The organism is Psychrobacter cibarius, assembly GCA_030686115.1.
Taxonomy (GTDB): domain Bacteria; phylum Pseudomonadota; class Gammaproteobacteria; order Pseudomonadales; family Moraxellaceae; genus Psychrobacter; species Psychrobacter cibarius_C.
On sequence record CP131612.1, the window covers coordinates 3,040,134 to 3,062,411 of the forward strand.

Sequence of the window (22,278 nt, forward strand, 5' to 3'; positions counted from 1 at the left end):
TACCAAATCATAGCAATAAAAAAAGCCAAGTTCATCAAAACTTGGCTTTTTAATTAAAATAACTCTTCAGATATTACTTAACGCTTTGGCTTTTACTGAGATTTCTATTTATAGTAAGCGTTTTCGGTACGGGTATGATCGGTTTCATCAATCACTTGGGTCAGCTCTGGAATTTGTTGTTTCAGCTGCACTTCAACGCCTTGACGTAAGGTCATGTCAACGGCTGAACAGCCTTGGCAACCACCACCGAATTTCAAGACCGCAGTCAGACCAACGCCTTCTTCATCAATCAGCTCAAGCAACTGTACGTCACCACCATGGGCGGCCAGACCGGGATTAATCTCTGACTGCAATACGTAGTTGATACGCTCTTCGACACTGGCATCCGCACCCACTTTAGGTACTTTAGAGTTTGGTGCACGGAAAGTCAGCTGACCACCAAAACGGTCTTTATTATAATCAATCACCGCATCCTCTAAATAAGGAACAGACGCCGCTTCGATAAAGGCAGAAAAACTGTCATACGTAAAACGCAGGTCAGCGCTATCCTCTTCGCCCGGTTGGTTATAAGCCATACAGCACTCTGCACGCGGCGTACCTGGATGCTCAACGAAAATACGCACGCCGATACCATCGGTATCCTGCTTGGATAACAAATCTGCTAAGTAGCTTTGGGCTGACTCAGTAATAGTAATATTGCTCTTTGCTACAGTTTGCTCAGTATCTAGCGCTGATTCATAGTCTGCTGACTGGTCTAGTTGGCTCTCAGCTTGGTTGTGCTCACTCATAATATGTCCTATGCGTTATGACACAAACGCTATATCTGTCATGGCTACTGTGTCGTGAATTTAAAATTAGGTAGCGGGTATAAGTTATGCGGGCTATCAATCATTACGGTCTGTTGTATTAAAATGCGGACTGCCGTTGTTATAACATTTTGCTCAATTTATAGCAGCTATTATAACGTACTCAGACGACAATTCCGACTGCGCTACTGTGAATTAAACCAAAATGCTCACAAATGACTGCTATCGGTTTTATTAATGCTTTATTAACAATGACGAAATAGTTACGATAAATAGCGCTTATCTAATGATTGATATATCCCCTACTATATAAAGACAGCTACCGTGATTATCAAGCACCTAGAACACTAACTAACCACCTACTTTCTTCCGAATGCTACGGCATGTCTAACACTGTGTGAAACCATACAACCAAAGCACTTATCATGCTTGCTATTTTCTAGCGCTAGTTTTAGATCTATTTACAAGGTAAAGTGTATTGTCCTAAATATCTTCTTATAGGTTTACTTATTGATCATTATATTAGGCATTCTTGTTGCCCTTATTATAGTCGTCGCGCTTTTAGTACCGGAGGGTGTTGACTATACCAAAGCTGTAAAAGAAATTATGTCTCGCTATATCAAAATTCATGTAGCGTTGGTATTTTTTCGTAATCCATTACTCCAGTTGATATTCTTTTATATTGACTATAGAGATCGCTTAGATATCGAAGAAAAGAGGATGTTCAAACGTTATTTTATAACGCAATTTTTTAGCATCTTTATATTTATTACTATAATTTTCATTGTTAAACATTACATTTAAGCTAGCAGAAACTTCATATTTTAGTTGAATCAATCTTATGATGACACAAACACTGAATCTAGTAACGACCAAAGACGACGAACAAATCGCCGTTTGGAAGATTGTGGATAATACAAAAGACGAAACAAAGAGCGATACCTCTACCACCAATACCTTTGCCATAAAATCGCAAAACATATTTTTGACGCACGGCACGTTTTCGGACAAACAAACCTGTCTGAAAATCGCTGAGTATCTAGCCCGCCTCGGTCATCATTGCTACATCATGGAATGGCGCGGTCATGGCGCAAGCTCAATACCCAAAGAAAAATTCAACTTCGAAACGGTTGCAACCTATGACTATGAAGCGACTTTTCGCTATCTTTTTGAGGAATTAAAACTCGATAATCTACATTGCGTCACCCACAGCGGCGGCGGGGTTGGTTTAACGATGTTTTTGATCCAGCATCCCTGCTATATCGATAAAATTAATAGTGCCAGCATGTTTGCCTGCCAAGCTTATGGCGCTGCAATAAATCCGATAAATCATACTAAAATTCTTGTAGCAAAATTATTCACGCGGATGGTTGGCTATATCCCTGCTAAAAAAATCAAGCTAGGACCTTTTAATGAAAGCTATCATATGATGAACCAGTGGTACGACTGGAATCTACAAAAGAACTTTAACAGCAGTTTTCTTAAGCAACGTACATTTAAGACAACCAGCATGGATACATGCACCGCTGATGATGCACCTTTAGACTACCGGCAACAGATGCCAAAAATCACGATACCTATCTATGCTATCAGCGCAAAAGGCGACAATTTCATCTCCCCTACTTGTGGTTGTCAGCTATTTTTTGAACCCTTTAAAAACCCTGCCAATATTTTTCGAGAATACTCGCTCAGCCATGGAGACTTGGACGATTATACGCACAGCCGCATTATGATCAGTCGCAATGCGGCGACAGAGATTTGGCCAACAGTTACCGCGTGGATTGAGCAGCATGCCCGTTAAAATAGCGGTGCAGTTGTAGCCTAACTACAGCATGGTACGGACTATAACCAAAAACCGCACGCCTCTAAACATCTTTATACTTGTCAGCGAGTGATGGGCTGTGTCAGTATTGGCGTCATTACTTTTTACTCAATAAATTTTAACCAATGAAATATCCGTAGTAGGAAAGTGGCGTATATGAGCGAATCATCAGAGCAAAGTTCAGCTAAAGACAATAAACACTATCGTTATTTGGTTTTTATCGGGCGTTTCCAGCCCTTCCATCGTGGACATAAAGCGGTTATCGACGAAGCATTAAAGCGTGCTGATAATGTCATTATGTTGATCGGCTCTGCTAACTTACCGCGTAGTTTACGCAATCCATTCAGCGTCGCTGAGCGTGCTGCCATGATTAAAGGCGCATATTCAGCAGCAGAAGCAGCACGTATTCACTGCGTTGCTCTAGATGATGCACTCTACAACGACACGCGCTGGCTACAGTACGTGCAAGCAGGCGTGAAGTCTGTCACTGGTGATTTGCAAACTGATATCGGCTTGATTGGTCATTCCAAAGACAGCTCCTCATATTATTTATCGCTATTCCCCAACTGGGCGTCCGTCTCAGTACCGAGCTATCACAATCTATCCGCCACCCCAATTCGTGATAGCTATCTAATGGGCGCGACCCCGACTCCTGAACGCACGCCTGAGTCGACGCGCAAGGTTTTGAATGACTTCAAAAAGACAGACGAATATCAAAATCTGCACGAAGAAGCGGACTTTATTGATAAATATAAAAGACAGTGGGAATCAGCGCCTTATCCACCAACCTTTATGACAGCAGATGCTCTGATTGTCCAGTCAGGACATATTCTATTGGTTGAGCGCCGCAGCATGCCAGGGCGCGGACTGTGGGCATTACCAGGCGGATTTTTGAATCCAAAAGAGACCTTATTCGATGCCTGTATCCGTGAGCTACGTGAGGAGACTCGCCTAAAAGTCCCTGAACCAGTATTGCGCGGCTCTTGTCATAGTCAGCATACCTTTGATGACCCATATCGCTCAGCACGTGGTCGTACAATTACCCAAGCCTTTTACTTTCAACTTAAAAATGACCCAAAAGGCTTGCCAAAAGTGAAAGGCGGCGACGATGCAGCCACGGCTTTTTGGCTACCACTCGCTGAGCTTGACGCCACCATGATGTTTGAAGACCATTATGCGATCATTACTAAAATGGTTGGTTTGTAGGATTTTATCAGATGATTATCCGATTTTTCATTAACACTTTTCCACGCCCAAGCTGATAGACGGCAAGGGCTAACCGCCGTAACTGTTCTTTCATTAATGCAGCTACGGCATCTCAAAGCAGAGGAGTTCTGTGATGTATACCAGCAATTTAAACAATTTAATTCTAAATAGCGACAGCTACAAAACCTCACATTGGGTGCAATACCCAAAAGGTAGTGAGTACCTGTCCAGCTATATTGAGGCGCGTAAAGGCGACTACGATGTGGTGTTCTTTGGCTTGCAAGCCTTTATTAAAGAATATCTAAGCACGCCAATCACTCATCAAGACATTGATGAAGCCGAAATGGTCATTCAAGCACACGGTTTGACCTTTAACCGTGCTGGCTGGGAGCGTTTGGTTGATAAACATGGCGGCTACATGCCACTGCGCATCGAAGCCATACCTGAAGGTAGCATCGTGCCAGTATCCAATGTGGTCTGCCAAGTTATCAATACTGATCCAGAGTTTTATTGGCTGCCAAGCTATATCGAAACGGCGCTACTCCGTGCCATTTGGTATCCATCAACCGTCGCTAGTGTCTCGCATTATTGCAAAGGCATTATTCGTCAGGCGTTAGAAAAATCTGCGGACAATACCGAATCGCTCACTTTTCGTTTGCACGATTTCGGCTCGCGCGGGGCATCTAGTCAAGAGTCTGTCGCGCTCGGCAGCTTAGCGCATTTAGTGAACTTTGCTGGAACCGATTCGATGACAGCGTTGGTGGCTGCCAGCCGCTGGTATCACATGGATAAGGACATGCCCGCGTTTTCTATTCCTGCCGCTGAGCATAGCACCATGATCGCGTGGGGTCGTGATGGCGAAACCGCTGCTTTTACCAATATGATTGAGCAGTTTGGCGGCGCTGGTAAAAGCTTCTCAGTGGTCTCTGACAGCTATGACTTATGGAACGCCATTGATAATATTTGGGGCGGCAGCCTAAAAGACGACGTCAAAAATATGGGCGGGACTTTGGTTATCCGACCCGATAGTGGTGAGCCTGCCAAAGTGGTTCGCGAAGCCTTAGAGCGCTTGGCAGTAAAATTTGGAACGACAATTAATAGTAAAGGCTATAAAGTGCTGCCTGATTATGTACGTGTCATCCAAGGGGATGGCATCAGCCCACAAAGCTTAACTAAGATCATTGATGTGGTCATGAAAGCAGGGTTTAGCGCAGAGAATGTGACCTTTGGTATGGGCGGTGGTCTATTACAGCAAGTCAACCGCGACACCATGAGCTGGGCAATGAAAGCCAGCGCTATCTCTATCGATGGCACATGGACAGACATCTATAAAGACCCGATTACCAGCCGCTCTAAACGCTCAAAGAAGGGACGTTTGGCGCTGGTCAAAAACAACAATGGACAGCTAAAAACCATCAAGGCTGAAGACCTAGCTGCAGACGCAGATAACCTACTGCGTGATATTTATGTCGATGGTAAATTATTAATTGAAGACAATCTCACCACTATTCGGGAGCGTGCAGGATGGTAGCAATATGATAAATAGCAATAAAATCGCCTCGGTGGCAAGAGATGTACTGCTTGCTCCTATTTATCTTTATCAAGGGCGCAAAATTAAGCGTGATACGGTACGTCTACCTGAGCCAAATGGTGAAAGGCACGGGCAAGTTCAATTAAATGACGCGATTGAGTCGCCAAAAGATGCGCACAAGCGAACATTAAACCTAATGGTCGTTGGCGATTCGGCGGCGGCTGGCGTCGGTAGTGAGACGCAGCAAGAAGCGCTTGTCGGTAACTTAATTCCTGTTCTGACGCAGCAGTCTGCTATCCAAAATCAGTTTGATATACTGAACTGGTCATTGCAAGCGACGACGGGGCATACCAGCTTTGATATCTTGCGTAGGCTTTATGTTCTACCCGCGCCTAGCCAGCCTGTTGATGTGATGGTGCTGAGTGTCGGCGTTAACGACACCACCTCTAAAGTCTCGGTGGATAAATGGCAACAGCAAATTGAAAATATCATTGCTATCGCTCAGCGTAAATTTGGCGTGCTAGAGTTGATTTTTTTAAGCCTGCCGCCGATGGCACAAATGCCTGCGATACCTGCCCCGCTAAGTAACTTTGTGGGTGCTAAAGCCTCTATCCTTGATAAGATATTGCAGCAAGTTTGCGCCGCTCATGATAGTGTCACCTACATGGCCACTGACTTTCCACGAATGATAGCAGAGCATTCGAACGGTACTCCAATCGATATCAAAGTGATGTTTGCCAGTGACGGTTTTCATCCTAGCAGCCTCATGTATGGCTATTGGGCGCAGCAATTGTCAGAGTTGATTATACAGTTACTGAACCCTTCCCTTTCCGATGCTGAGTTGACTGATTAAAAACCATTGAGCCGTTAATTCTAAAAATCTAAACAAAAAAAACCGCTGAATAGTCAGCGGTTTTTTTGTTCTTAATACTATAGCTGTGCATGTTTGAGAAAACACATGCCCAAAATAATATCACTCAATACGTGTGAATTATTCTGCAGCGTCAGTATCAGCAGCTTTCTTACGGCCACCAAATGCACCAAAGCGTTTGTTGAAGCTAGCAACACGACCTTCAGTAGAAGTTTTACGTTGTTCGCCAGTATAGAATGGATGCGACGCACTTGAGATATCAAGTGGGTAGTATGGATATTCTGACCCTTCGTATTCACGAGTGGTTTTGGTTTTAACGGTTGAACGAGTTAAGAAAAACACGTCAGCGTTAGTGTCATGGAATAAAACTTCTTGGTAATTAGGATGGATATCTTTACGCATAATAAACTCTCTATGTCCGATGTATGTATAGCACTCTTGAACACCATCTTAGACGATGTGTCAAACAAGTCATGACATACGTAACTGAGGCACTAAGGGACATTGATAAGTATGGCAGCTGCGTCACTGGCTTATTCCAGCACCCAACACCATTCCTCTGCTCACTTAGCCTTTCCCCAGCGGGAAAATCAAACCGCGATTTTAACGGTTTTTACCGCTAGACGCAAGCAGCAGTTGTGAGTGATATATGTGATAAGTTGTCACCAAAATCTCTATTTTGTTGAGAGGTATACGCTATGTAAGTATAATATCAAATTAGTTTAAATAATCAATAATTATTTTAAGTTTAGATTTAGTTAATAATTTGTTTTTAATATTTGTCATTTTTCAATAATGATGGATACCGTCTTATTTCGCCTCATTAATCAAGCACTCACTATTTATAAACACTCACTAAGGACAATATAATGATAAATACTGTTATGAAGAATAGCGCAAAAGCCCTGCTTATCAGTTCAGCACTGGCACTCACTACTGTTGCAGGTGCGGCATTACCTAATCAATGGCAATTAGACGACTCGCACACCCGTGTGGGGTTTTCTGTCAATCACTTAGGATTTTCGACCACCATGGGTCATTTTAACGACGTCAAAGGGGTCGTAAATTACGATGTTAAAGCACCCAGTAAAACCAATATGAGCTTCACCATTGCAACCGATAGCATTGACACCAATTGGGATGCACGTGATGAGCATTTAAAAAAGGCTGAATTTTTTAACGTCGCCAAATATCCAACCATGACCTTTAAATCAACCAACGTAAAATTTATAAATCCGCAACAAGCCAAGGTCACAGGTGACTTTACTATGTTAGGTCAAACCAAACCATTAACTTTGGATGTGACTTTGAATAAAATCGCCAACAGTCCTCTTACCAAAGAGCCAGTTATTGGCTTCCGTGCAACGGGTAATATTGATCGCGCAGCCTATGGTATGACAGCTTTCGCAGATGGCATTACCACCAGTGTCCCGATCCAAATCGATGGTGAGTTGATAGAGAAAAAAGCGCAAACCAACAAAAAATCTAAATAAGTCTAATTTTAGCCAAGCACAAATCGCCCCCTCCTCTACGTACTCTAAAAAAAGCAGCCATCATAATGGCTGCTTTTTTGACAATAATGAATCAACTCACTCGACATTTATATATATTCAATAAATCGCATAAATACTTTCCATTTGCTTGTTAACCTCAGTTTTTATTGTTATATTCATATATACGGATTTACGAATATAAAGCATAACGCTGAGGGAGCAGAAAGATGGATACAGTACAGGTAGACTTTGCCGAGATAAATAAAGACTGGGATAAAAACATCGCTGATTATCACTTTGATATTTATCACTTATCTGGTTGGATTGCTGCGTCAGCTATTGTCGATAAAGGCACTCCTCAAGGAGTGATTGCCACTTATAACAATAAAAAGATCTTTTTGCCTCTCATTATAAGAGAACTCGACTCAGAGCATTGGGATGCGACTTCTACTTATGGTTACGGCGGTCCTGTCATGGATAAGTCTCTCACTGATGCCGAATTAGACATAATATTGGCAGAAGTAAGGGGCTTTCTCTTAGCAAAAGGCTGTGTGTCTTTATTCATGCGACTACATCCAATCATAAATAAAGAGTGGCTACCAACGGTCGGTAAAGCACTCACTCATGGATTGACATTGATGTCTGACTTGAGTAAATCTGAAGAGGAGCACTGGAGCGAGACTCAAAATCGTCATCGTAGAGGCATTAAAAAAGCCTTAAAAATGGATGTAGTGACAAAAATTGAGCGTTTAACCAGAGAAAATGCAGTGGTATTTTCCAATATATATAAAGAAACGATGGCGCAGGTGAAGGCAGATCAGTACTACTTCTTTGATGATGATTACTTTTTTAATTTGCTCGAAAATCTGCAAGACAGAATACTACTGATAACTGCCTATCAGGATAATAAAGCCATTGGTTCCTCTATCTACACAATCTGTAAAGAATCGGGCATTATGCAATTTCATCTCGGAGGCACGCTCAACGCTTATACCCATCTACAACCTTCCAAACTCATTACCCATGTGGCTCGTGATTGGGGCCGAACCAATCATTACAAATTACTGCATCTTGGCGGCGGCGTAGGCTCTAATCTAGATTCTTTATACGAGTATAAAAAAGGGTTTAGCTCACAAGAGTTATTATTCAAAACCTATAGACTCGTCGTTAATCCAGCAAAATACGCAGCATTAGTCGCTGATAGCTGGTTCACCGAAAATGATTTACGCTCCGACTTTTTCCCTTTATATAGAAAAGAGCCTACTAAAGAAACTATCTTGGAGACTGAACAAGCTGAAGCTTTGGCAGATATTTGATCGCGTTATTTTACGATTCTAATCATTCAAGCCAATAAAAAAGCAGCCATTACGATGGCTGCTTTTTTGATGCTAATTGTCTTTCATTTCGGTAGACAATGGGCTTACTTTACTTGGTTTTGACGATATGCCAAACGCCCAGTTTATTGTCACCATCTTTATCGCCCACCTTTGTATCATTAGCATAGAAATATAACGGTTTACCATTTACCGCCCATTGATACTTGCCATCTTCACGTTGAAATGCTGCAAACTGCCCTGATGCTTTGGCATTACTCGGTGCCATAAATGCGGGCCAAGCAATTAGACAGGCACTACCACACTCTGATTTGTTCATCCCATCTTTGTCAAAGGTATATAAAGTCATGTGATTGCTTGCATCGACTAACATGCCGTTTTTACTCGCGACTGGCGCGGTATTTTTATTGGTGGCTTGTACATCATGCATGCCAGAATCATCATTGCCGAATACATTGTTTAATGTAGTACAACCAGTAAGCGTTAAAACACCGGTGAGAGCCGATAATATAAGCATACGTTTCATAATAACTTCCTTGTCATTTTGATTGTGATTATGATTGTGATCATAAATTTCAATTTGGATTTTTCTCATCGTCAGACCATTTAAACGGCAAAAAAACCTATCGCTGACTTTGAGCAGTTTTAATATAGCATATGCAACAGCGCAGTCGTTTCTATCCATATATAAATTTACAAAAGCTTATGTATTTACAAATTGGTTAAACTGGCATAGCCATTACTATCAAGCGCCATAGCCATTCATTGACAAAACTCACCTATCTACTTACGCATTTGCCGTCATATTGGTTATCATTTTTCGTAGAATACCCTATACAGCTTAAGAATTACTACACAATGATAAATATGACCCTTGCGGCTTCATATGCATATTGAACTTGACGTCCTTTGCACGCATATCAATAGTTATAAATGGCTTAGAACAACATCCATTAGGACAAAAATTTTTAACATAAGATTTTTAGAGCAAAACATTTAACAAATACACCGAGCATGACCTGCTGTAACTGCTATTAAGGATATAACAACGACAATGACTCACTCTTTCATTAAAAACCCAGTGAAAAACCAAGCGCACTCTGCCAAACGCGTCGGTATTCTTGGTGGCGGTACGGCAGGAGCAACCATTGCTATTCGCCTTGCGGCATTGGGGCTTGAAACTTATGTATTTGAAAAAAACAAATCGCTGATTGATGGTCCACCGATGTGTCACTTGCATGCTGGCGGCAATCTATACCGTGAAATCCCTGATGAAGATTGTGTGTCTCTCCTCAAACAATGTATTGATATATTGCGCCTTTATCCTTATACCATCGATGTTCGCCCAACAGTATTTGCTGTGCCAACCCGCGATGAAGGCTTGCCAGAAGACTTGCTACCACGTCTTGATATCTTGACTGATGCGTATCGTAAGCTTATCGCCGAAGATGCTAATAACAAAGTGTTGGGCGAACCTGAAAACTATTATCAGCTTTATAGCCATGAGCAACTCATTGCGCTGTCAGAACGTGAACAAGTCACTGTGCCGCGGTCAGTTGATGAATGGATGATACCAGTCGCTAAGTATTTGGACTTGAATAAAGTCAAGTTTCCACTGATTGTCGTGCAAGAGTACGGCTGGAATATTTTTCGCTTGGCGGCCTCTGCGCAATTGGCATTAGCAGATTATGAGCATGCACACGTCTTTACCGATACACAGGTTAAGCAAGTCATGCCTGTTGATTGTGAAAACTGCTCAAACGCAGACCACCACGTCACTAAATGGCGTATTGATTATCAACGAGCTGCCAGCTCTGAAACTCAGCTTACAACCAAATTTGCAACTGAAAATACAACTGAATCTATCGAAGTGGATTATTTAATCAACGCTTGCGGTTTTCGTACGGGCGTCATCGACGATATGGTCGGGGTCAAAGTCACGCGTATGGTCGAGTTTAAATCGTCTTATATCACCCACTGGGATGATACTGGCGGACAGATACCAGAGATTATCGTTTATGGCAGTCGCGGCACACCTGAAGGCATGGCACAACTCACGCCTTACCCCGGTGGTTATTTTCAAATACATGGCATGAGCAAATTTATCACGCTATTCGATGATGGATTGGTGGCCTCTAGCAAAGACAGCGCCCAACCTAAGCTGCCGCCGCAGTATGTGCACTATATCGAAGATGGCTGGGATAAGGCACCGTTACAAGCGCGTAGTCAGCAAGCGATTGATTATGTAGCGGAGTTTGTACCGACCTTCCATAGCGCACGTACGGTCGGTAACGCGCTATATGGTGGGCAGCAAATACCCGGTCAAGACGATACGCTGCGAGTGGCTGATGTCAGCTTATACTCTAATATTCGCTATGCTCGAGCGGAAAACGTCAAAGCATCCTCGACTTTGATTGCTGCCGACCAAATCGTTGATGAATTGACTGAACTTGGCTTAATCGATCATGACACGCCAGCCAACCGCAATCGTTATGCTCATAATTGGTCGTATTTGACAAAACACGATAGCATGGCGATTGATGAAGTCGCGCGTACACTGGCTGAGCAACGAGGCTTTCCATTGGCAATGGCTGATGTGAATCACGGTATTGGCGAGACAACTTTAAAGGGTTTCAACACGGTTAATGATGCAGGTGCTACTGAGATATAAAAAGCGTTCTATTAAAAATTGAACAAAAAAAGGAGAGAATGGCTAATGATCAGCCCTTCTCTCCTTTTTTATAGATGAAATATTTATATATAAAAGCATTTACAGATCAAAGCATTTATAAATAAGAATATGTACTCTTAATTACCAGCCATTTTTTCGGTATCGACTGCATCGTCTATTTTTACGACTGTTTTTAATAGCTCAATGGCTTCATTAATCGTGTTACATACCACCAAACGCTCCAGATCTTCTTGCTTCATAAAACCTTGGTCAGCCGTATATTTTAAGTGCTCGATCATACGATCATAGAAACCATTGATATTCAAAATAATCATCGGTTTTTCATGTTGATAGAGCTGACGCCACGTGGCGATTTCCATAATTTCCTCTAAGGTACCAAGCCCGCCCGGCAAGGTAATAAAGGCATCCGCATACTCTGCCATCACGGTTTTACGGGTATGCATGGTATCGGTCAAATGCAAGCGAGTCAGCTGCTCATGAGCAATCTCATGTTTGAGCATAAAGGTTGGAATCACACCGACCGCTTGCGCGCCGCCTTGAATCACCTCATCTGCAACGGCACCCATCAGCCCGATGCTCGCGCCGCCGTAGACCAAACCCATGCCATTGTCAGCAAGCGCACTACCCAACTCGCGGGCTGCCTGCTCATAGACTTCATTATTGCCCAAACGCGAACCACAATAAACCGCTACCAACGGCATCGTTAACGTTGATTTATCCACTGCTTTTTCAATATTGGTAATGTCTTGACTGGTAATGACTTCATAAGTGTCATTGTTAATTTTCATTTGCATATAGCTTCCTTAATTTTTATATCGATTGTTTTTGTTAAATACTCGTTAAAACCCTCATGGATAATACCACCCCAGATAAATAGCATAGAACTTGAAAGTCACAATTGAACGCCTTGCTTACCAGCATTTATCTTAACATAAGCGATGCTATCAGGTGGTTATCAGCTAATTTAAGCGGTTTATCACTACGTAATGACTACATTTTAAGAGCAAATTATTGATAAATAATTGCAAATAAATAGCCAATCCACACCGCATACAACCCTAACAATATGAAGGTTACAGCATGGAAAATAAACAGTATCAGACGGATATTTATTCACTGAGTATCATGACTGAGCGCAATCAGGCATTGGCAGCGACTGTCTATCGCCCTAAAAATGAGGTAAAAAAAGCGGTTATGATCGCGCCAGCAACGGGTATCAAGCGCCAGTTTTATCACAATTTTGCCACTCACTTAGCAGAAAATGGCTTTGGTGTACTAACCTTTGACAATGAAGGCATCGGTGAATCGCTGTCGTCTGCATTGGCTAAATGCGATGCATCGCTGATTAGCTGGGGTCGCCATGATATGCCAGCCGTCCTTGATGCGTTGCAAGATGAATTTGCCGACGCCACTTATCATTTAATTGGTCATAGTGCAGGCGGTCAGCTGATAGGTTTGATGCCAAATTATAGTGCGCTCGCTTCAGTATTCAATGTCGCCTGCTCATCAGGTCGTATTAAAAATATGAGCATGCCTTATAAACTCAAAGCGATAGGGTTTATGGATGCCTTTATTCCACTCGCCAACTTGGCGTTAGGGTACACGCCGTCAGATAAAATTGGTATGGGCGAACCGCTACCACGGGGCGTGTCTCGGCAGTGGCGCGAATGGTGTAATGGCGCAGGCTATATCAAAACAGCCTTTGGCAAAATTATACAAACGCACTTTTATGATGACATTACTATGCCATCATTATGGCTGGGGTTTAGTGATGATGACATTGCCAATAGCAAAAATATGGATGATATGATTCGTGTTTTTACTAAAATGCCAGTCGAAAAGCAGTTTTTAGATCCCAAAGACTTTGGTCTAAACAGTATCGGTCATATGCGCTATTTTATTAGCAGAACCAATGCTAAAGCCCCACAGCTTTGGCAAATGGCGGTTGATTGGCTAGCTAAGCAGTAATAAGTTCTGTTTAGTTAACCTATTCAAGTGCAATTCTATTTAGGGCGTATTTTTTGCTGCCTGTTCTGCTTTGACACGCTTGGTTAAGGCAGAATAAAGCGACGGCTGCATGTTATGGATATTACCCAGCATCCATTTTACGTAGCTGATTGGCACGTCTTTAATCAGCGTGCCCTTATGTTTGCCAAAGGGCATTTTGCTCACTGGATTGGCTTTATTAGCGATAGCATGGACAGCAGCAAAATCCGTCGATGCAATGGCTAGGCGCTCACAACACGCCCGATAAAGCAGATAACACATACGCGCATCACCCAGCGCATCATGAGCGGCAATCGTCATCCTACTTGCTTCCTCTTTGCCTAATAATTGCTCGATACATTTGGACTGACCATAAGCACTCCACTCTGGAAAAGCCACACGCGCCAACCGAACCGTACATATCAACTTAGTAGATGGACTGCCAATAACCCGCCAATCAAAGCGGACATTATGACCAATCAAATACTGTGGCAACTCAAACGCCTCTAAATCAAAGCGCTCAAGACCAGCGACATCATCATCAGTAATGCCATGAATTCTAATGACAACTGGTGATATCGAACGACCACTATTAAAGTACTTCATCCACTCAAAACCCGTCATCGCATTAATAGTCGCCACTTGAATCGGACGCGGATCACGACCTTGATCGGTTTCGGTATCGATAATCAGCGCAGTGTCAGTCATAAAAGTTCAGCCATGGATAACAATAATAGATAGCAACATTGGTATTTTATGTAACGTTTTAAAAATACGTAAACTTTAAAAGAAACGTTATCTTTATGGGGATAAAAACCTGAGATAACAATGGCATACAAAGAATAGACGACTTCACTTATATAATAATAAGGGAAACTATTTAAAAAACTAAAGAGAGATAGATGCCAGCAGATAGCAGTAACCCGCAATTAAAACAAAAGAAAAGGCTAACTTTTTTAAGCCGTGTACTCAGTGTGCTCATTAAAGCGGCTGTATTGTTGATGCTATTATTTGTATTTGATAGGCTCTTACCCAGTATCAGCCAACAAACTCAGTCATTTGTGATGGCAAAATGGCAACAGCTCAGCTTATTACAGCAAGAACTACCGACGGAAAACAGCTTACCCAGTCCACTTCCAGAACAACATCTAACAGATACATGGGGCGCTGCACGCAGTCAAGGTCGCAGTCATGAAGGTATCGATATCTTTGCCGCACGAGGCACACCAATACGAGCCACGACACAAGGCATCGTCAGCAAAGTTGGTGAAAATACGTTAGGCGGTCGTGTGGTGGTCGTGGTTGGACCAGGCGGCGCAGGGCATTATTATGCGCATTTAGAAGATTATGCAGATATTAGTCCAAACGACTGGGTTAATGCCGGCGATATCATCGGCTACGTCGGCGACAGTGGCAATGCAAAAGGTACGCCGCCACATGTGCATTACGGTATTTATATCAGCGGCAGTGCAGTGAACCCCTATCCACTTTTACAAAAAAATTAGGGTATCGCAGCTGATCTAATGTGGGCAGCTGGAAATACCATGCTGAACGTCGAGCCTACCCCTTCTACTGATTCAATTTGTAAATTGGCTTCATGCTGATATAAAACGTGTTTAACGATTGCCAAACCTAGCCCTGTGCCGCCAGTCGCCCGACTACGACCTTTATCAATACGATAAAAGCGCTCCGTCAACCGTGCGATATGCTCAGGTGCAATACCAATACCGTTGTCTTCGACGGCAAATCGGCAACCTTCTGACGTTTTTGTCCAACTAATGGCGATATTACCGCCCTTGGGCGTGTATTTGATGGCATTAATCACCAGATTAGAAAGCGCGCTATTTAGATACATCTCTGAGCCATACAGTCCGTCATAAGTATCTATCTGCAAGTGAATGGTATGCCCATACTCTTGATTGTACGCTTGCGCATCATCATAAACATGGGTCAGCAGCTTGGTCATATCAATATAACTGAGCTCATGGGTTTCTTCGATTTCGATGCGAGATAACAGCAATAAGTCATTTACAATTCTATTCATACGCGCAGTCTGTTGGCTCATCAGCTCAAACCCGCGCTTCCAATGCGGCGGCATATCTGGCTGATCCGAAAAATTTTCTAGATAGCCCATCATGACGGTCAACGGTGTGCGTAACTCATGCGAGACATTCGCCACAAAATCGCGGCGCATCTCCTCTAAATGATGCAAGCGCGTCACATCATAAATAATGAGCAGCTTCTCATCGCCAAAAGGCGTGAGCTCACACTTTAGATAACGCTTGGGCGCGCGCCACGAGACAATGTGCACACCATCCTGAGCACCATCGTTAGGGTTGGTCGTCGCCTGATAATACTGACGAAATTCAGGCGCACTAATAAAGTCAAAAATGCACTTACCTTTATCTGACAACTGTAACAACATTAAATCTTCGGCGGCCTGATTCCACCATTCGAGCCCATCATCGTCATTGAGCAAAACCACCGCATCTCGCAATGCGCGTAGTGCGCTTCTAATTTTTTTGAGTTGATCCGTTGTATTCTGCTGAGTTGCTAGCAGTGACTTATTTTGTTGGTCGCCTTGAGCCGATATTAGGGTGTTCATCCATCATCCTTATCACTATTCGCCGTTTTTCACTGTGCTGCGATTAACATGCTGCTTTTATAGCGAATAAAAACCGTCCGTTAAATTGGTTCAATAAAGCTAGAAAATCGATAGCCTGTCCCACGTACTGTCTGTATCAACGTATCACATTGATGCGGTCGTAATAATGTCCGCAAACGTTTGATATGCACATCAATGGTTCTATCTTCGATATATACATTACCGCCCCATACTTGGTCTAGCAGCTGCGTCCGCGTATAGGCACGCTCTGGATGACTCATAAAAAATGCCAGTAATCGATATTCCGTAGGACCAACATCAACCACTTTACCAGCCGCTGTCACCCGCTGACTTTTGGGATCAAGGCTCAGATTGCCGATTTCGATAGATTTATCACTACTGAGCGCGTTACTACGCCGCAATACTGCTTTGATTCTAGATATCAACTCACGTGTCGAAAAAGGCTTGGTCATATAATCATCAGCACCAGCATCGAGGCCATGCACCTTGCTGTCCTCTTCACTTTTAGCCGTCAACATAATGACTGGTATCTCAGCAAGTAGCTCATCGTTTTTGAGCAATCGGCAAAAATCAATGCCACTTTTATCGCCGGGTAGCATCCAATCTAGCAAAATCAGCGCAGGGCGGTGATCGACCACTTGTTGGTGCGCCTCAGATACATCCGCTGCCTGCAGACTATCAAATCCCGCCATCTCTAGCGTCATGACGATCATTTCACGAATCGCCGGTTCATCTTCAACAATCAAAATTTGCTCATTATACATACGGCATTCTCAGTGTTAGAGGACAACATTTGGCTGACAAAAAAGGCGATAAATGCTCGCCTGCTGCTCTCTATTAAACGGGGTAATTATGACAGTTTAATGACATTCAACTTTTAAGCGGTTCATAGGTCTCGTGACGGCTAATGCTTAGTTTACTCAATTCACTTCTAACAAGAAATTCAATGGCCCATCATTGACGCTCGACACTTGCATATTAGCGCCAAACTGACCAGTTGCCACGTTTGAATGTTGCGTGTTGGCATAGGCGACCAATTGCGCAAACAATGCTTGAGCCGCATCAGGTGCCATCGCACCACCAAAGTCAGGGCGACGACCCTTGTCTGTTTTTGCCATTAGCGTAAACTGTGATACCAATAATAGTCCGCCACCAACTTGCTGGACATTTTTATCCAGTTTGCCGTACTTGGCAGGATCATCATCATTGTCAAAAATACGATAGGTGAGGATTTTATCTACCATGCGCTGGGCGCTTGTTAGGTCGTCATCAGGCCCTAAACCAATATAAGCCAATATGCCTTGCTCAATCGTACCAACACACTGCGCATCGACGGTGACACTAGCACGGCGTACGCGCTGTATAAGTGCTTTCATTTACGGATTCCTTACCAATTATGCCCATACAATAATACGCCGTCCATGATAAAATACGGCCATTCTCTTGCTTATTAATTATTACATCACACCCTATTTTGGTAGCCTCATTATGAATGTATTCACTACTTTACAACAGCTTGTCCCGCAGCAGCAACTGAGTAAAGTTGCTGGGCGTCTAGCCGCTAGCCGCCATCCTTATGTTAAACGCACGTTTATCCGTAGCTTTGCTAAAGCCTATAACGTCAGCTTGGACGAGTATGAGCGCCAAAGTCTCAACGCCTATGAGAGCTTTAACGATTTTTTTACTCGTGAGCTAAAAGAAGACGCGCGCCCTATCGACATGACGCCTCATGGTATCGTCAGTCCTGCCGATGGTATTATCTCGCAGTTGGGTCAAATTGACGACCATAAATTGCTCCAAGCAAAAGGTCGCTATTATGACGTTGGTCAACTGCTTGCTGCCAGTGAAGATGGCCGCTATTTTGCGGATGGCAGTTTTGCGACGGTTTATCTTGCGCCCAGTAACTATCACCGTGTACATATGCCCTTCGCCGGTACTCTAACCAAAACCCGTTATGTACCGGGCACGCTGTTTTCGGTCAACAATACTACGGCGGCGAACGTGCCGGACTTATTTGCGCGTAATGAACGCTTGGTTTGTCTGTTTGATACAGAATATGGCAAAGCAGCGGTGGTGATGGTTGGGGCGATGATTGTCGCTGGTATCGAAACAGTGGCGACTGGTAAAATTGCCCGCACTGATGATATTCAAGAAGCTGAGCACAATATGAGCTTTAAGAAAGGCGACGAGCTGGGTCGTTTTTATTTAGGCTCAACCGCAATTGTCATTCTACCAAAAGGCGCAAAAGCGGATTGGCAAGACAGTATGAAAGCCGATAGTGTGGTAAAAATGGGACAGCTACTAGGGACTACTCACGCTTAATAGCTGAGCGATTTAATGACTCAAAAAAGCTCAGTCCAGCATCCTAATCTATGTTGAACTGAGCTTTTTATTGTGGGTAACTATCTCATCGCAACATATTAGGGCGTGTCATCAATTAGCACATGAATACATTTAGTGGTCTTAAAATAGCTAAATTTTGCTAAATATCGTCAGAAATTTTATCAATATGTTCATATTAACGGCAATTTCTTCCTTGTTTATCTACAATTTTTCTCATTTTAAGCCTCACAATCTAATTGATGACACACCCTAGTTAATAAAGAAAGTAGTTAATAACGAAAGTGTTTGAGAATAGGATAAGCAAATAAGATATTTTCTTCTTGCGTACCGCGTCCGATATTGTGAATAATCAGCGGTGTACCATCCGCAGCGACTTTATCGGAGACGATACCTGTATGCGGCAAATTACCATTCGGTAGCCGCCACGTCACCACATCCCCTGCTTGAAAACTGGCTTTATCAGTCGTCGATAATGTCTTTGCGTGACGCGCAAAAAACACTTCAAGATTGGGCACTCGGCGATGATCGATATTCTTGTCGGTTGATTTGAGCCCCCAAGTCTTTGGATAAGCCGACCAATTTGACTTCATATCATGGTTGACTAATTGCTGTAGATCTATATTTTGCAAGCGATAAGCACGGACGATAACATCGGTACAGACGCCAGTTTCTATCGGCACATCGCCACGCGGAAAATCCAACTTGCGGTAAGCAGGATCATAGCTAGTGGTAATGCCGATCTGTTTTTTGGCATCGTGCGCCAGTTTATCACCATTACTAATAGGTGCGGCAGCCTGAGTTAGTTGCGCCAAAGTTAATAGGCTAACAAAGACGAGCGATTTAGCAAAAACCTTATAAGTGCCAGTGACTCTCATTTAATAATCTCTCTATATAATGTACTTAATCGCTCATTTAGCTAATTCTAAATACTTTAATATTTAAAAAATACAAATATTTGCAAACATGTAAACGGCAAAATGATGGCTTTACTTAAGCATCAACCAACCATCCTTGCTGGGTCGCATAGTCGATATTTTTTGATAGCCAATCATGAATGGAAGGAAAGCTGTCTTTGATAAAAGCAAGTGCCGCAGTCACTTGCGAACGCGTGATGTTAGCATCAATCCACGTTTTTCCATTGGTATTTAAATTCAATAAAAAAGGCAATAAGCGATCAACCACTCTGATCAGCTGGGTTTCTTTACTACTACCCGTCTCCTGCTCTTCCCAAATCTCATTTAAATCCATGATGCCATTGCCACGCTCAGCTTGCAATCGAGCAATACCAGCGCGTTCTTCAATGTGCGCCTCGCTACGACTGTTTGCGAATAAAAACGTATCGCCAGCGTCAATCTCACCCAAGTCATGTACCAATGCCATCTTGAGTAGTTTTTCATGATTGACATCTAGCTCAAACTGTTCAGCGATAGACCAGCACGCCATGGCTAAATGCCATGAATGTTCGGCAGAGTTTTCTTTGCGTGTGGTATGCGTCACATAGCTACGACGATTGATACGTTTAAGCGCATCAAGCTCTAATAAGAAATGAGTAACATGATCTATATCAATGTTTGAGGCAAGCGTTGGGTTGGTTAATAAAAGGGGTTTGGTTGATGGCATAAATTTTCTCTTAATTTTTCTACGAATATATAGCGCTTCATTTTACCTTTACGCATAAGCAAGTATAGTTAGAGCACTTTTAAACCGCTACGGTGTTACCCACCCTAGATGTAATCAGTGTACTATCTGCGGTCGGTCGCCTTGTAGCGATTCTAAAATTCCTTGACTATATTATATATTTTATGAGCGCTATAAAAGAGCATGCCAACCTATAGCTAATGAACACCACTATAAAAAATAGCGCTTATGTGAGTAAGCGCTATTTTTTATATCTTGAATAAAAGAACTATTTAATCAAGTTACTAATGGTTTTAAACGCAGGGTCTTGACTACTACGGCAAAGCTCAAACAGAATGGTTTCAACTGTGGTAATCACGCCACCAGCACGGCGAATACGGCGTATTGCTTGCTTTTTATCATACGGAAAGCGTGAGCCGACCGCATCACCAATGATGACGGGCTGCATACCATTATCTAGCAAATCAAGCGCTGTTTGTAGTACACAGACATGTGTCTCTACTCCAAATAGCAAAACAATACTTCGATTTTGCTGCGCTAAATAATGCCACGAATCATCATTATCACAAGCGCTAAAGGTGACCTTTTCAAAGCTTTTAGCGTTATCGCCTTCTAACACCTCGCGTATTTCAGGTAGCGTATCGCCGAGCCCTTTTTTATACTGTTCATTGAGCATGATAGGGATATTCAGTGCTTGTAGACCTTTAATAAGCGTCACTGTTTTTTTGACGATGTTTTCATGGTCATAAATATGCGGTGTTAAGCGTTCTTGAACATCGATTATCATCGCTTGGGTATTTTCGCGAGCGATTCGATAGGTACGGTCGGTAATCATAGTAGACATGGCACACTCCTTGTACGGCTGACTTTATTGTTAAAGGCTATGTTAGTTTTATCATTGATATTGTCTTTATTAGCCTTACTCTTATTTAGTCATAGTTTGCTGAGGGCGTCAATGGAGATAGTCTCTAATAATGATTAATAACAATTCATCACGTTTGATTCATACTGCTTGATATAGTTTCTTAATGAAGAGTAGCCAATAACTATATATTATGACGCCTAGCATTACGTAATAAAAACTGTTTTTGAGTCATGACTATGACCACACCGAAAACAATACCAAAACACAAGGTTAAAAGATAATACACCATATAACTGAGCGTGTTTATAAATGCAAAGAACATGCTGGTTAAAGTAATGATTAATATCGCAGCGATAGTACCGCCGAATAGCTCTCGATATTTTTTATTAAAAATCTTAAAGGCCACCAACGGTATCGCGATACCAAACAAGCCAAATGTAGCACCCCAAACACCTGCCATGTCCATATCAAAATATATCACCCCTAAAACATTAGCGAAAATACCACATATAAAAAACGCAATCGTAAAACGTATAGGACCCAATACTTTTTCCAAAATATAACCTGTAGCAAACAGCATCCCTAGACTCATTACTAAATGCATAATCCCTGCGTGTACAAAAAGCGATGTCACTACTCGCCAATGCTTACCAGCTTGCAGCGCGTCCATCGTCAACCCACCTGCACTATTTACCTGTCTAGATAAAGGATCAATGATATCCATACCCATGAATACGGTCAGTATAAATGCACCTATACAGGTCAGTATTAACACCAACGTCGCAGGTCGCTCTTTATTACTTCTAAACCAAACTACTAGGCTCTTTGATACATCACTTACTGGTGCTCGTTTTTTTACGGGCTTTTGTTTTTGTATATGTTTTCGCTTTTGTATATGTTTTTGCGTACTTTTCTTTTCTTGACTATCAAATTCTGCTGCGAGAACGAGCAACAAGCACAGAACCATACCAATAAAAAACGAACCAAACCCCCAAACGAAATCACGACCTAAACTGTCAGCAAGTAATCCTGTTTCTGGCTTCAATATCAAGGGTGGCAAATTAG

At 42.6% G+C, this 22,278-nt stretch carries 22 protein-coding genes; 10 read left to right on the top strand and 12 right to left on the bottom strand.

From position 1 onward, the window contains the following. Positions 1-104 precede the first annotated feature (104 nt). Positions 105-788, bottom strand: coding sequence for a Fe-S biogenesis protein NfuA (gene nfuA / locus Q6344_12920; GenBank protein WLG13487.1), 684 nt, complete (start codon positions 786-788; stop codon positions 105-107). 859 nt (positions 789-1,647) lie between these two features. Between nfuA and Q6344_12925 the strand changes: the two genes are divergently transcribed. From Q6344_12925 to Q6344_12940, 4 genes are all read left to right on the top strand, one after another. Then, complete coding sequence (locus Q6344_12925) at positions 1,648-2,607, top strand: alpha/beta fold hydrolase (protein ID WLG13488.1); 960 nt, start codon at positions 1,648-1,650, stop codon at positions 2,605-2,607. A 177-nt stretch (positions 2,608-2,784) separates the two neighbouring features. Continuing rightward, positions 2,785-3,834: a bifunctional nicotinamide-nucleotide adenylyltransferase/Nudix hydroxylase gene (locus Q6344_12930; protein ID WLG13489.1), complete on the top strand. Its 1,050-nt coding sequence runs from the start codon at positions 2,785-2,787 to the stop codon at positions 3,832-3,834. A 133-nt stretch (positions 3,835-3,967) separates the two neighbouring features. Continuing rightward, positions 3,968-5,365 carry a nicotinate phosphoribosyltransferase gene (locus Q6344_12935; protein ID WLG13490.1) on the top strand — a complete coding sequence of 466 codons (1,398 nt, stop codon included), beginning with the start codon at positions 3,968-3,970 and terminating at the stop codon, positions 5,363-5,365. 4 nt (positions 5,366-5,369) lie between these two features. Next, positions 5,370-6,218 carry an SGNH/GDSL hydrolase family protein gene (locus Q6344_12940; protein WLG13491.1) on the top strand — a complete coding sequence of 283 codons (849 nt, stop codon included), beginning with the start codon at positions 5,370-5,372 and terminating at the stop codon, positions 6,216-6,218. A gap of 138 nt (positions 6,219-6,356) precedes the next feature. Here Q6344_12940 and Q6344_12945 read toward each other — a convergent pair whose 3' ends face one another. Then, the gene (locus Q6344_12945) at positions 6,357-6,638 is read right to left on the bottom strand and encodes a type B 50S ribosomal protein L31 (protein WLG13492.1); all 282 of its coding nucleotides are present in this window, start codon (positions 6,636-6,638) and stop codon (positions 6,357-6,359) included. Positions 6,639-7,105: 467 nt separating this feature from the next. On the opposite strand from Q6344_12945, the gene Q6344_12950 reads away from it, so the two are divergent. Next, positions 7,106-7,729: a YceI family protein gene (locus tag Q6344_12950; protein ID WLG13493.1), complete on the top strand. Its 624-nt coding sequence runs from the start codon at positions 7,106-7,108 to the stop codon at positions 7,727-7,729. Positions 7,730-7,956: 227 nt separating this feature from the next. Further along, positions 7,957-9,045 (top strand): peptidoglycan bridge formation glycyltransferase FemA/FemB family protein, encoded by a 1,089-nt coding sequence (locus Q6344_12955; GenBank protein WLG13494.1) that lies wholly within the window; start codon positions 7,957-7,959, stop codon positions 9,043-9,045. Positions 9,046-9,154: 109 nt separating this feature from the next. Here Q6344_12955 and Q6344_12960 read toward each other — a convergent pair whose 3' ends face one another. Continuing rightward, the gene (locus Q6344_12960; GenBank protein ID WLG13495.1) at positions 9,155-9,589 is read right to left on the bottom strand and encodes a hypothetical protein; all 435 of its coding nucleotides are present in this window, start codon (positions 9,587-9,589) and stop codon (positions 9,155-9,157) included. A gap of 528 nt (positions 9,590-10,117) precedes the next feature. Here Q6344_12960 and Q6344_12965 point away from each other — a divergent pair. Further along, complete coding sequence (locus Q6344_12965; GenBank protein ID WLG13496.1) at positions 10,118-11,734, top strand: FAD-dependent oxidoreductase; 1,617 nt, start codon at positions 10,118-10,120, stop codon at positions 11,732-11,734. Positions 11,735-11,871: 137 nt separating this feature from the next. Here the strand turns inward: Q6344_12965 and Q6344_12970 are convergent, their stop codons facing one another. Then, positions 11,872-12,549, bottom strand: coding sequence for a TIGR00730 family Rossman fold protein (locus Q6344_12970; GenBank protein WLG13497.1), 678 nt, complete (start codon positions 12,547-12,549; stop codon positions 11,872-11,874). 286 nt (positions 12,550-12,835) lie between these two features. Between Q6344_12970 and Q6344_12975 the strand changes: the two genes are divergently transcribed. Next, a complete protein-coding gene (locus tag Q6344_12975) occupies positions 12,836-13,723 on the top strand; it encodes an alpha/beta fold hydrolase (GenBank protein ID WLG13498.1) in 888 nt (295 codons plus the stop codon). Positions 13,724-13,762: 39 nt separating this feature from the next. Here Q6344_12975 and Q6344_12980 read toward each other — a convergent pair whose 3' ends face one another. Continuing rightward, complete coding sequence (locus Q6344_12980) at positions 13,763-14,449, bottom strand: DUF3820 family protein (protein WLG13499.1); 687 nt, start codon at positions 14,447-14,449, stop codon at positions 13,763-13,765. A gap of 194 nt (positions 14,450-14,643) precedes the next feature. Here Q6344_12980 and Q6344_12985 point away from each other — a divergent pair, with 194 nt between their 5' ends. Further along, positions 14,644-15,246 (top strand): M23 family metallopeptidase, encoded by a 603-nt coding sequence (locus tag Q6344_12985; protein WLG13500.1) that lies wholly within the window; start codon positions 14,644-14,646, stop codon positions 15,244-15,246. Here Q6344_12985 and phoR read toward each other — a convergent pair. From phoR to dtd, 3 genes are all read right to left on the bottom strand, one after another. Further along, complete coding sequence (gene phoR / locus Q6344_12990) at positions 15,243-16,346, bottom strand: phosphate regulon sensor histidine kinase PhoR (GenBank protein ID WLG13501.1); 1,104 nt, start codon at positions 16,344-16,346, stop codon at positions 15,243-15,245. The genes Q6344_12985 and phoR overlap by 4 nt on opposite strands. An 80-nt stretch (positions 16,347-16,426) precedes the next feature. Further along, positions 16,427-17,131: a phosphate regulon transcriptional regulator PhoB gene (gene phoB, locus Q6344_12995; GenBank protein WLG13502.1), complete on the bottom strand. Its 705-nt coding sequence runs from the start codon at positions 17,129-17,131 to the stop codon at positions 16,427-16,429. Positions 17,132-17,287: 156 nt separating this feature from the next. Beyond that, positions 17,288-17,743 carry a D-aminoacyl-tRNA deacylase gene (gene dtd, locus Q6344_13000; protein ID WLG13503.1) on the bottom strand — a complete coding sequence of 152 codons (456 nt, stop codon included), beginning with the start codon at positions 17,741-17,743 and terminating at the stop codon, positions 17,288-17,290. Positions 17,744-17,855: 112 nt separating this feature from the next. Here dtd and asd point away from each other — a divergent pair, with 112 nt between their 5' ends. Next, the gene (asd, locus tag Q6344_13005; protein ID WLG13504.1) at positions 17,856-18,689 is read left to right on the top strand and encodes an archaetidylserine decarboxylase; all 834 of its coding nucleotides are present in this window, start codon (positions 17,856-17,858) and stop codon (positions 18,687-18,689) included. A 290-nt stretch (positions 18,690-18,979) separates the two neighbouring features. Here the strand turns inward: asd and Q6344_13010 are convergent, their stop codons facing one another. From Q6344_13010 to Q6344_13025, 4 genes are all read right to left on the bottom strand, one after another. Next, the gene (locus tag Q6344_13010; GenBank protein ID WLG13505.1) at positions 18,980-19,585 is read right to left on the bottom strand and encodes a DUF1287 domain-containing protein; all 606 of its coding nucleotides are present in this window, start codon (positions 19,583-19,585) and stop codon (positions 18,980-18,982) included. Positions 19,586-19,700: 115 nt separating this feature from the next. Next, entirely contained in the window at positions 19,701-20,330 is a 630-nt protein-coding gene (locus Q6344_13015) for an HD domain-containing protein (GenBank protein ID WLG13506.1), read from the bottom strand. A gap of 286 nt (positions 20,331-20,616) precedes the next feature. Beyond that, on the bottom strand, positions 20,617-21,192 hold the full coding sequence (locus Q6344_13020; protein ID WLG13507.1) for an isochorismatase family protein: 576 nt from the start codon (positions 21,190-21,192) through the stop codon (positions 20,617-20,619). Between the two features lie 202 nt (positions 21,193-21,394). Next, a complete protein-coding gene (locus tag Q6344_13025) occupies positions 21,395-22,273 on the bottom strand; it encodes a rhomboid family intramembrane serine protease (GenBank protein ID WLG13508.1) in 879 nt (292 codons plus the stop codon). Positions 22,274-22,278: the final 5 nt, after the last annotated feature.

Bases quoted from the DNA above. Each gene is read 5' to 3' on its own strand.
- nfuA (WLG13487.1), bottom strand. From the start codon at position 788: ATGAGTGAGCACAACCAAGCTGAGAGCCAACTAGACCAGTCAGCAGAC.
- Q6344_12925 (WLG13488.1), top strand. From the start codon at position 1,648: ATGATGACACAAACACTGAATCTAGTAACGACCAAAGACGACGAACAA.
- Q6344_12930 (WLG13489.1), top strand. From the start codon at position 2,785: ATGAGCGAATCATCAGAGCAAAGTTCAGCTAAAGACAATAAACACTAT.
- Q6344_12935 (WLG13490.1), top strand. From the start codon at position 3,968: ATGTATACCAGCAATTTAAACAATTTAATTCTAAATAGCGACAGCTAC.
- Q6344_12940 (WLG13491.1), top strand. From the start codon at position 5,370: ATGATAAATAGCAATAAAATCGCCTCGGTGGCAAGAGATGTACTGCTT.
- Q6344_12945 (WLG13492.1), bottom strand. From the start codon at position 6,638: ATGCGTAAAGATATCCATCCTAATTACCAAGAAGTTTTATTCCATGAC.
- Q6344_12950 (WLG13493.1), top strand. From the start codon at position 7,106: ATGATAAATACTGTTATGAAGAATAGCGCAAAAGCCCTGCTTATCAGT.
- Q6344_12955 (WLG13494.1), top strand. From the start codon at position 7,957: ATGGATACAGTACAGGTAGACTTTGCCGAGATAAATAAAGACTGGGAT.
- Q6344_12960 (WLG13495.1), bottom strand. From the start codon at position 9,589: ATGAAACGTATGCTTATATTATCGGCTCTCACCGGTGTTTTAACGCTT.
- Q6344_12965 (WLG13496.1), top strand. From the start codon at position 10,118: ATGACTCACTCTTTCATTAAAAACCCAGTGAAAAACCAAGCGCACTCT.
- Q6344_12970 (WLG13497.1), bottom strand. From the start codon at position 12,549: ATGCAAATGAAAATTAACAATGACACTTATGAAGTCATTACCAGTCAA.
- Q6344_12975 (WLG13498.1), top strand. From the start codon at position 12,836: ATGGAAAATAAACAGTATCAGACGGATATTTATTCACTGAGTATCATG.
- Q6344_12980 (WLG13499.1), bottom strand. From the start codon at position 14,449: ATGACTGACACTGCGCTGATTATCGATACCGAAACCGATCAAGGTCGT.
- Q6344_12985 (WLG13500.1), top strand. From the start codon at position 14,644: ATGCCAGCAGATAGCAGTAACCCGCAATTAAAACAAAAGAAAAGGCTA.
- phoR (WLG13501.1), bottom strand. From the start codon at position 16,346: ATGAACACCCTAATATCGGCTCAAGGCGACCAACAAAATAAGTCACTG.
- phoB (WLG13502.1), bottom strand. From the start codon at position 17,131: ATGTATAATGAGCAAATTTTGATTGTTGAAGATGAACCGGCGATTCGT.
- dtd (WLG13503.1), bottom strand. From the start codon at position 17,743: ATGAAAGCACTTATACAGCGCGTACGCCGTGCTAGTGTCACCGTCGAT.
- asd (WLG13504.1), top strand. From the start codon at position 17,856: ATGAATGTATTCACTACTTTACAACAGCTTGTCCCGCAGCAGCAACTG.
- Q6344_13010 (WLG13505.1), bottom strand. From the start codon at position 19,585: ATGAGAGTCACTGGCACTTATAAGGTTTTTGCTAAATCGCTCGTCTTT.
- Q6344_13015 (WLG13506.1), bottom strand. From the start codon at position 20,330: ATGCCATCAACCAAACCCCTTTTATTAACCAACCCAACGCTTGCCTCA.
- Q6344_13020 (WLG13507.1), bottom strand. From the start codon at position 21,192: ATGTCTACTATGATTACCGACCGTACCTATCGAATCGCTCGCGAAAAT.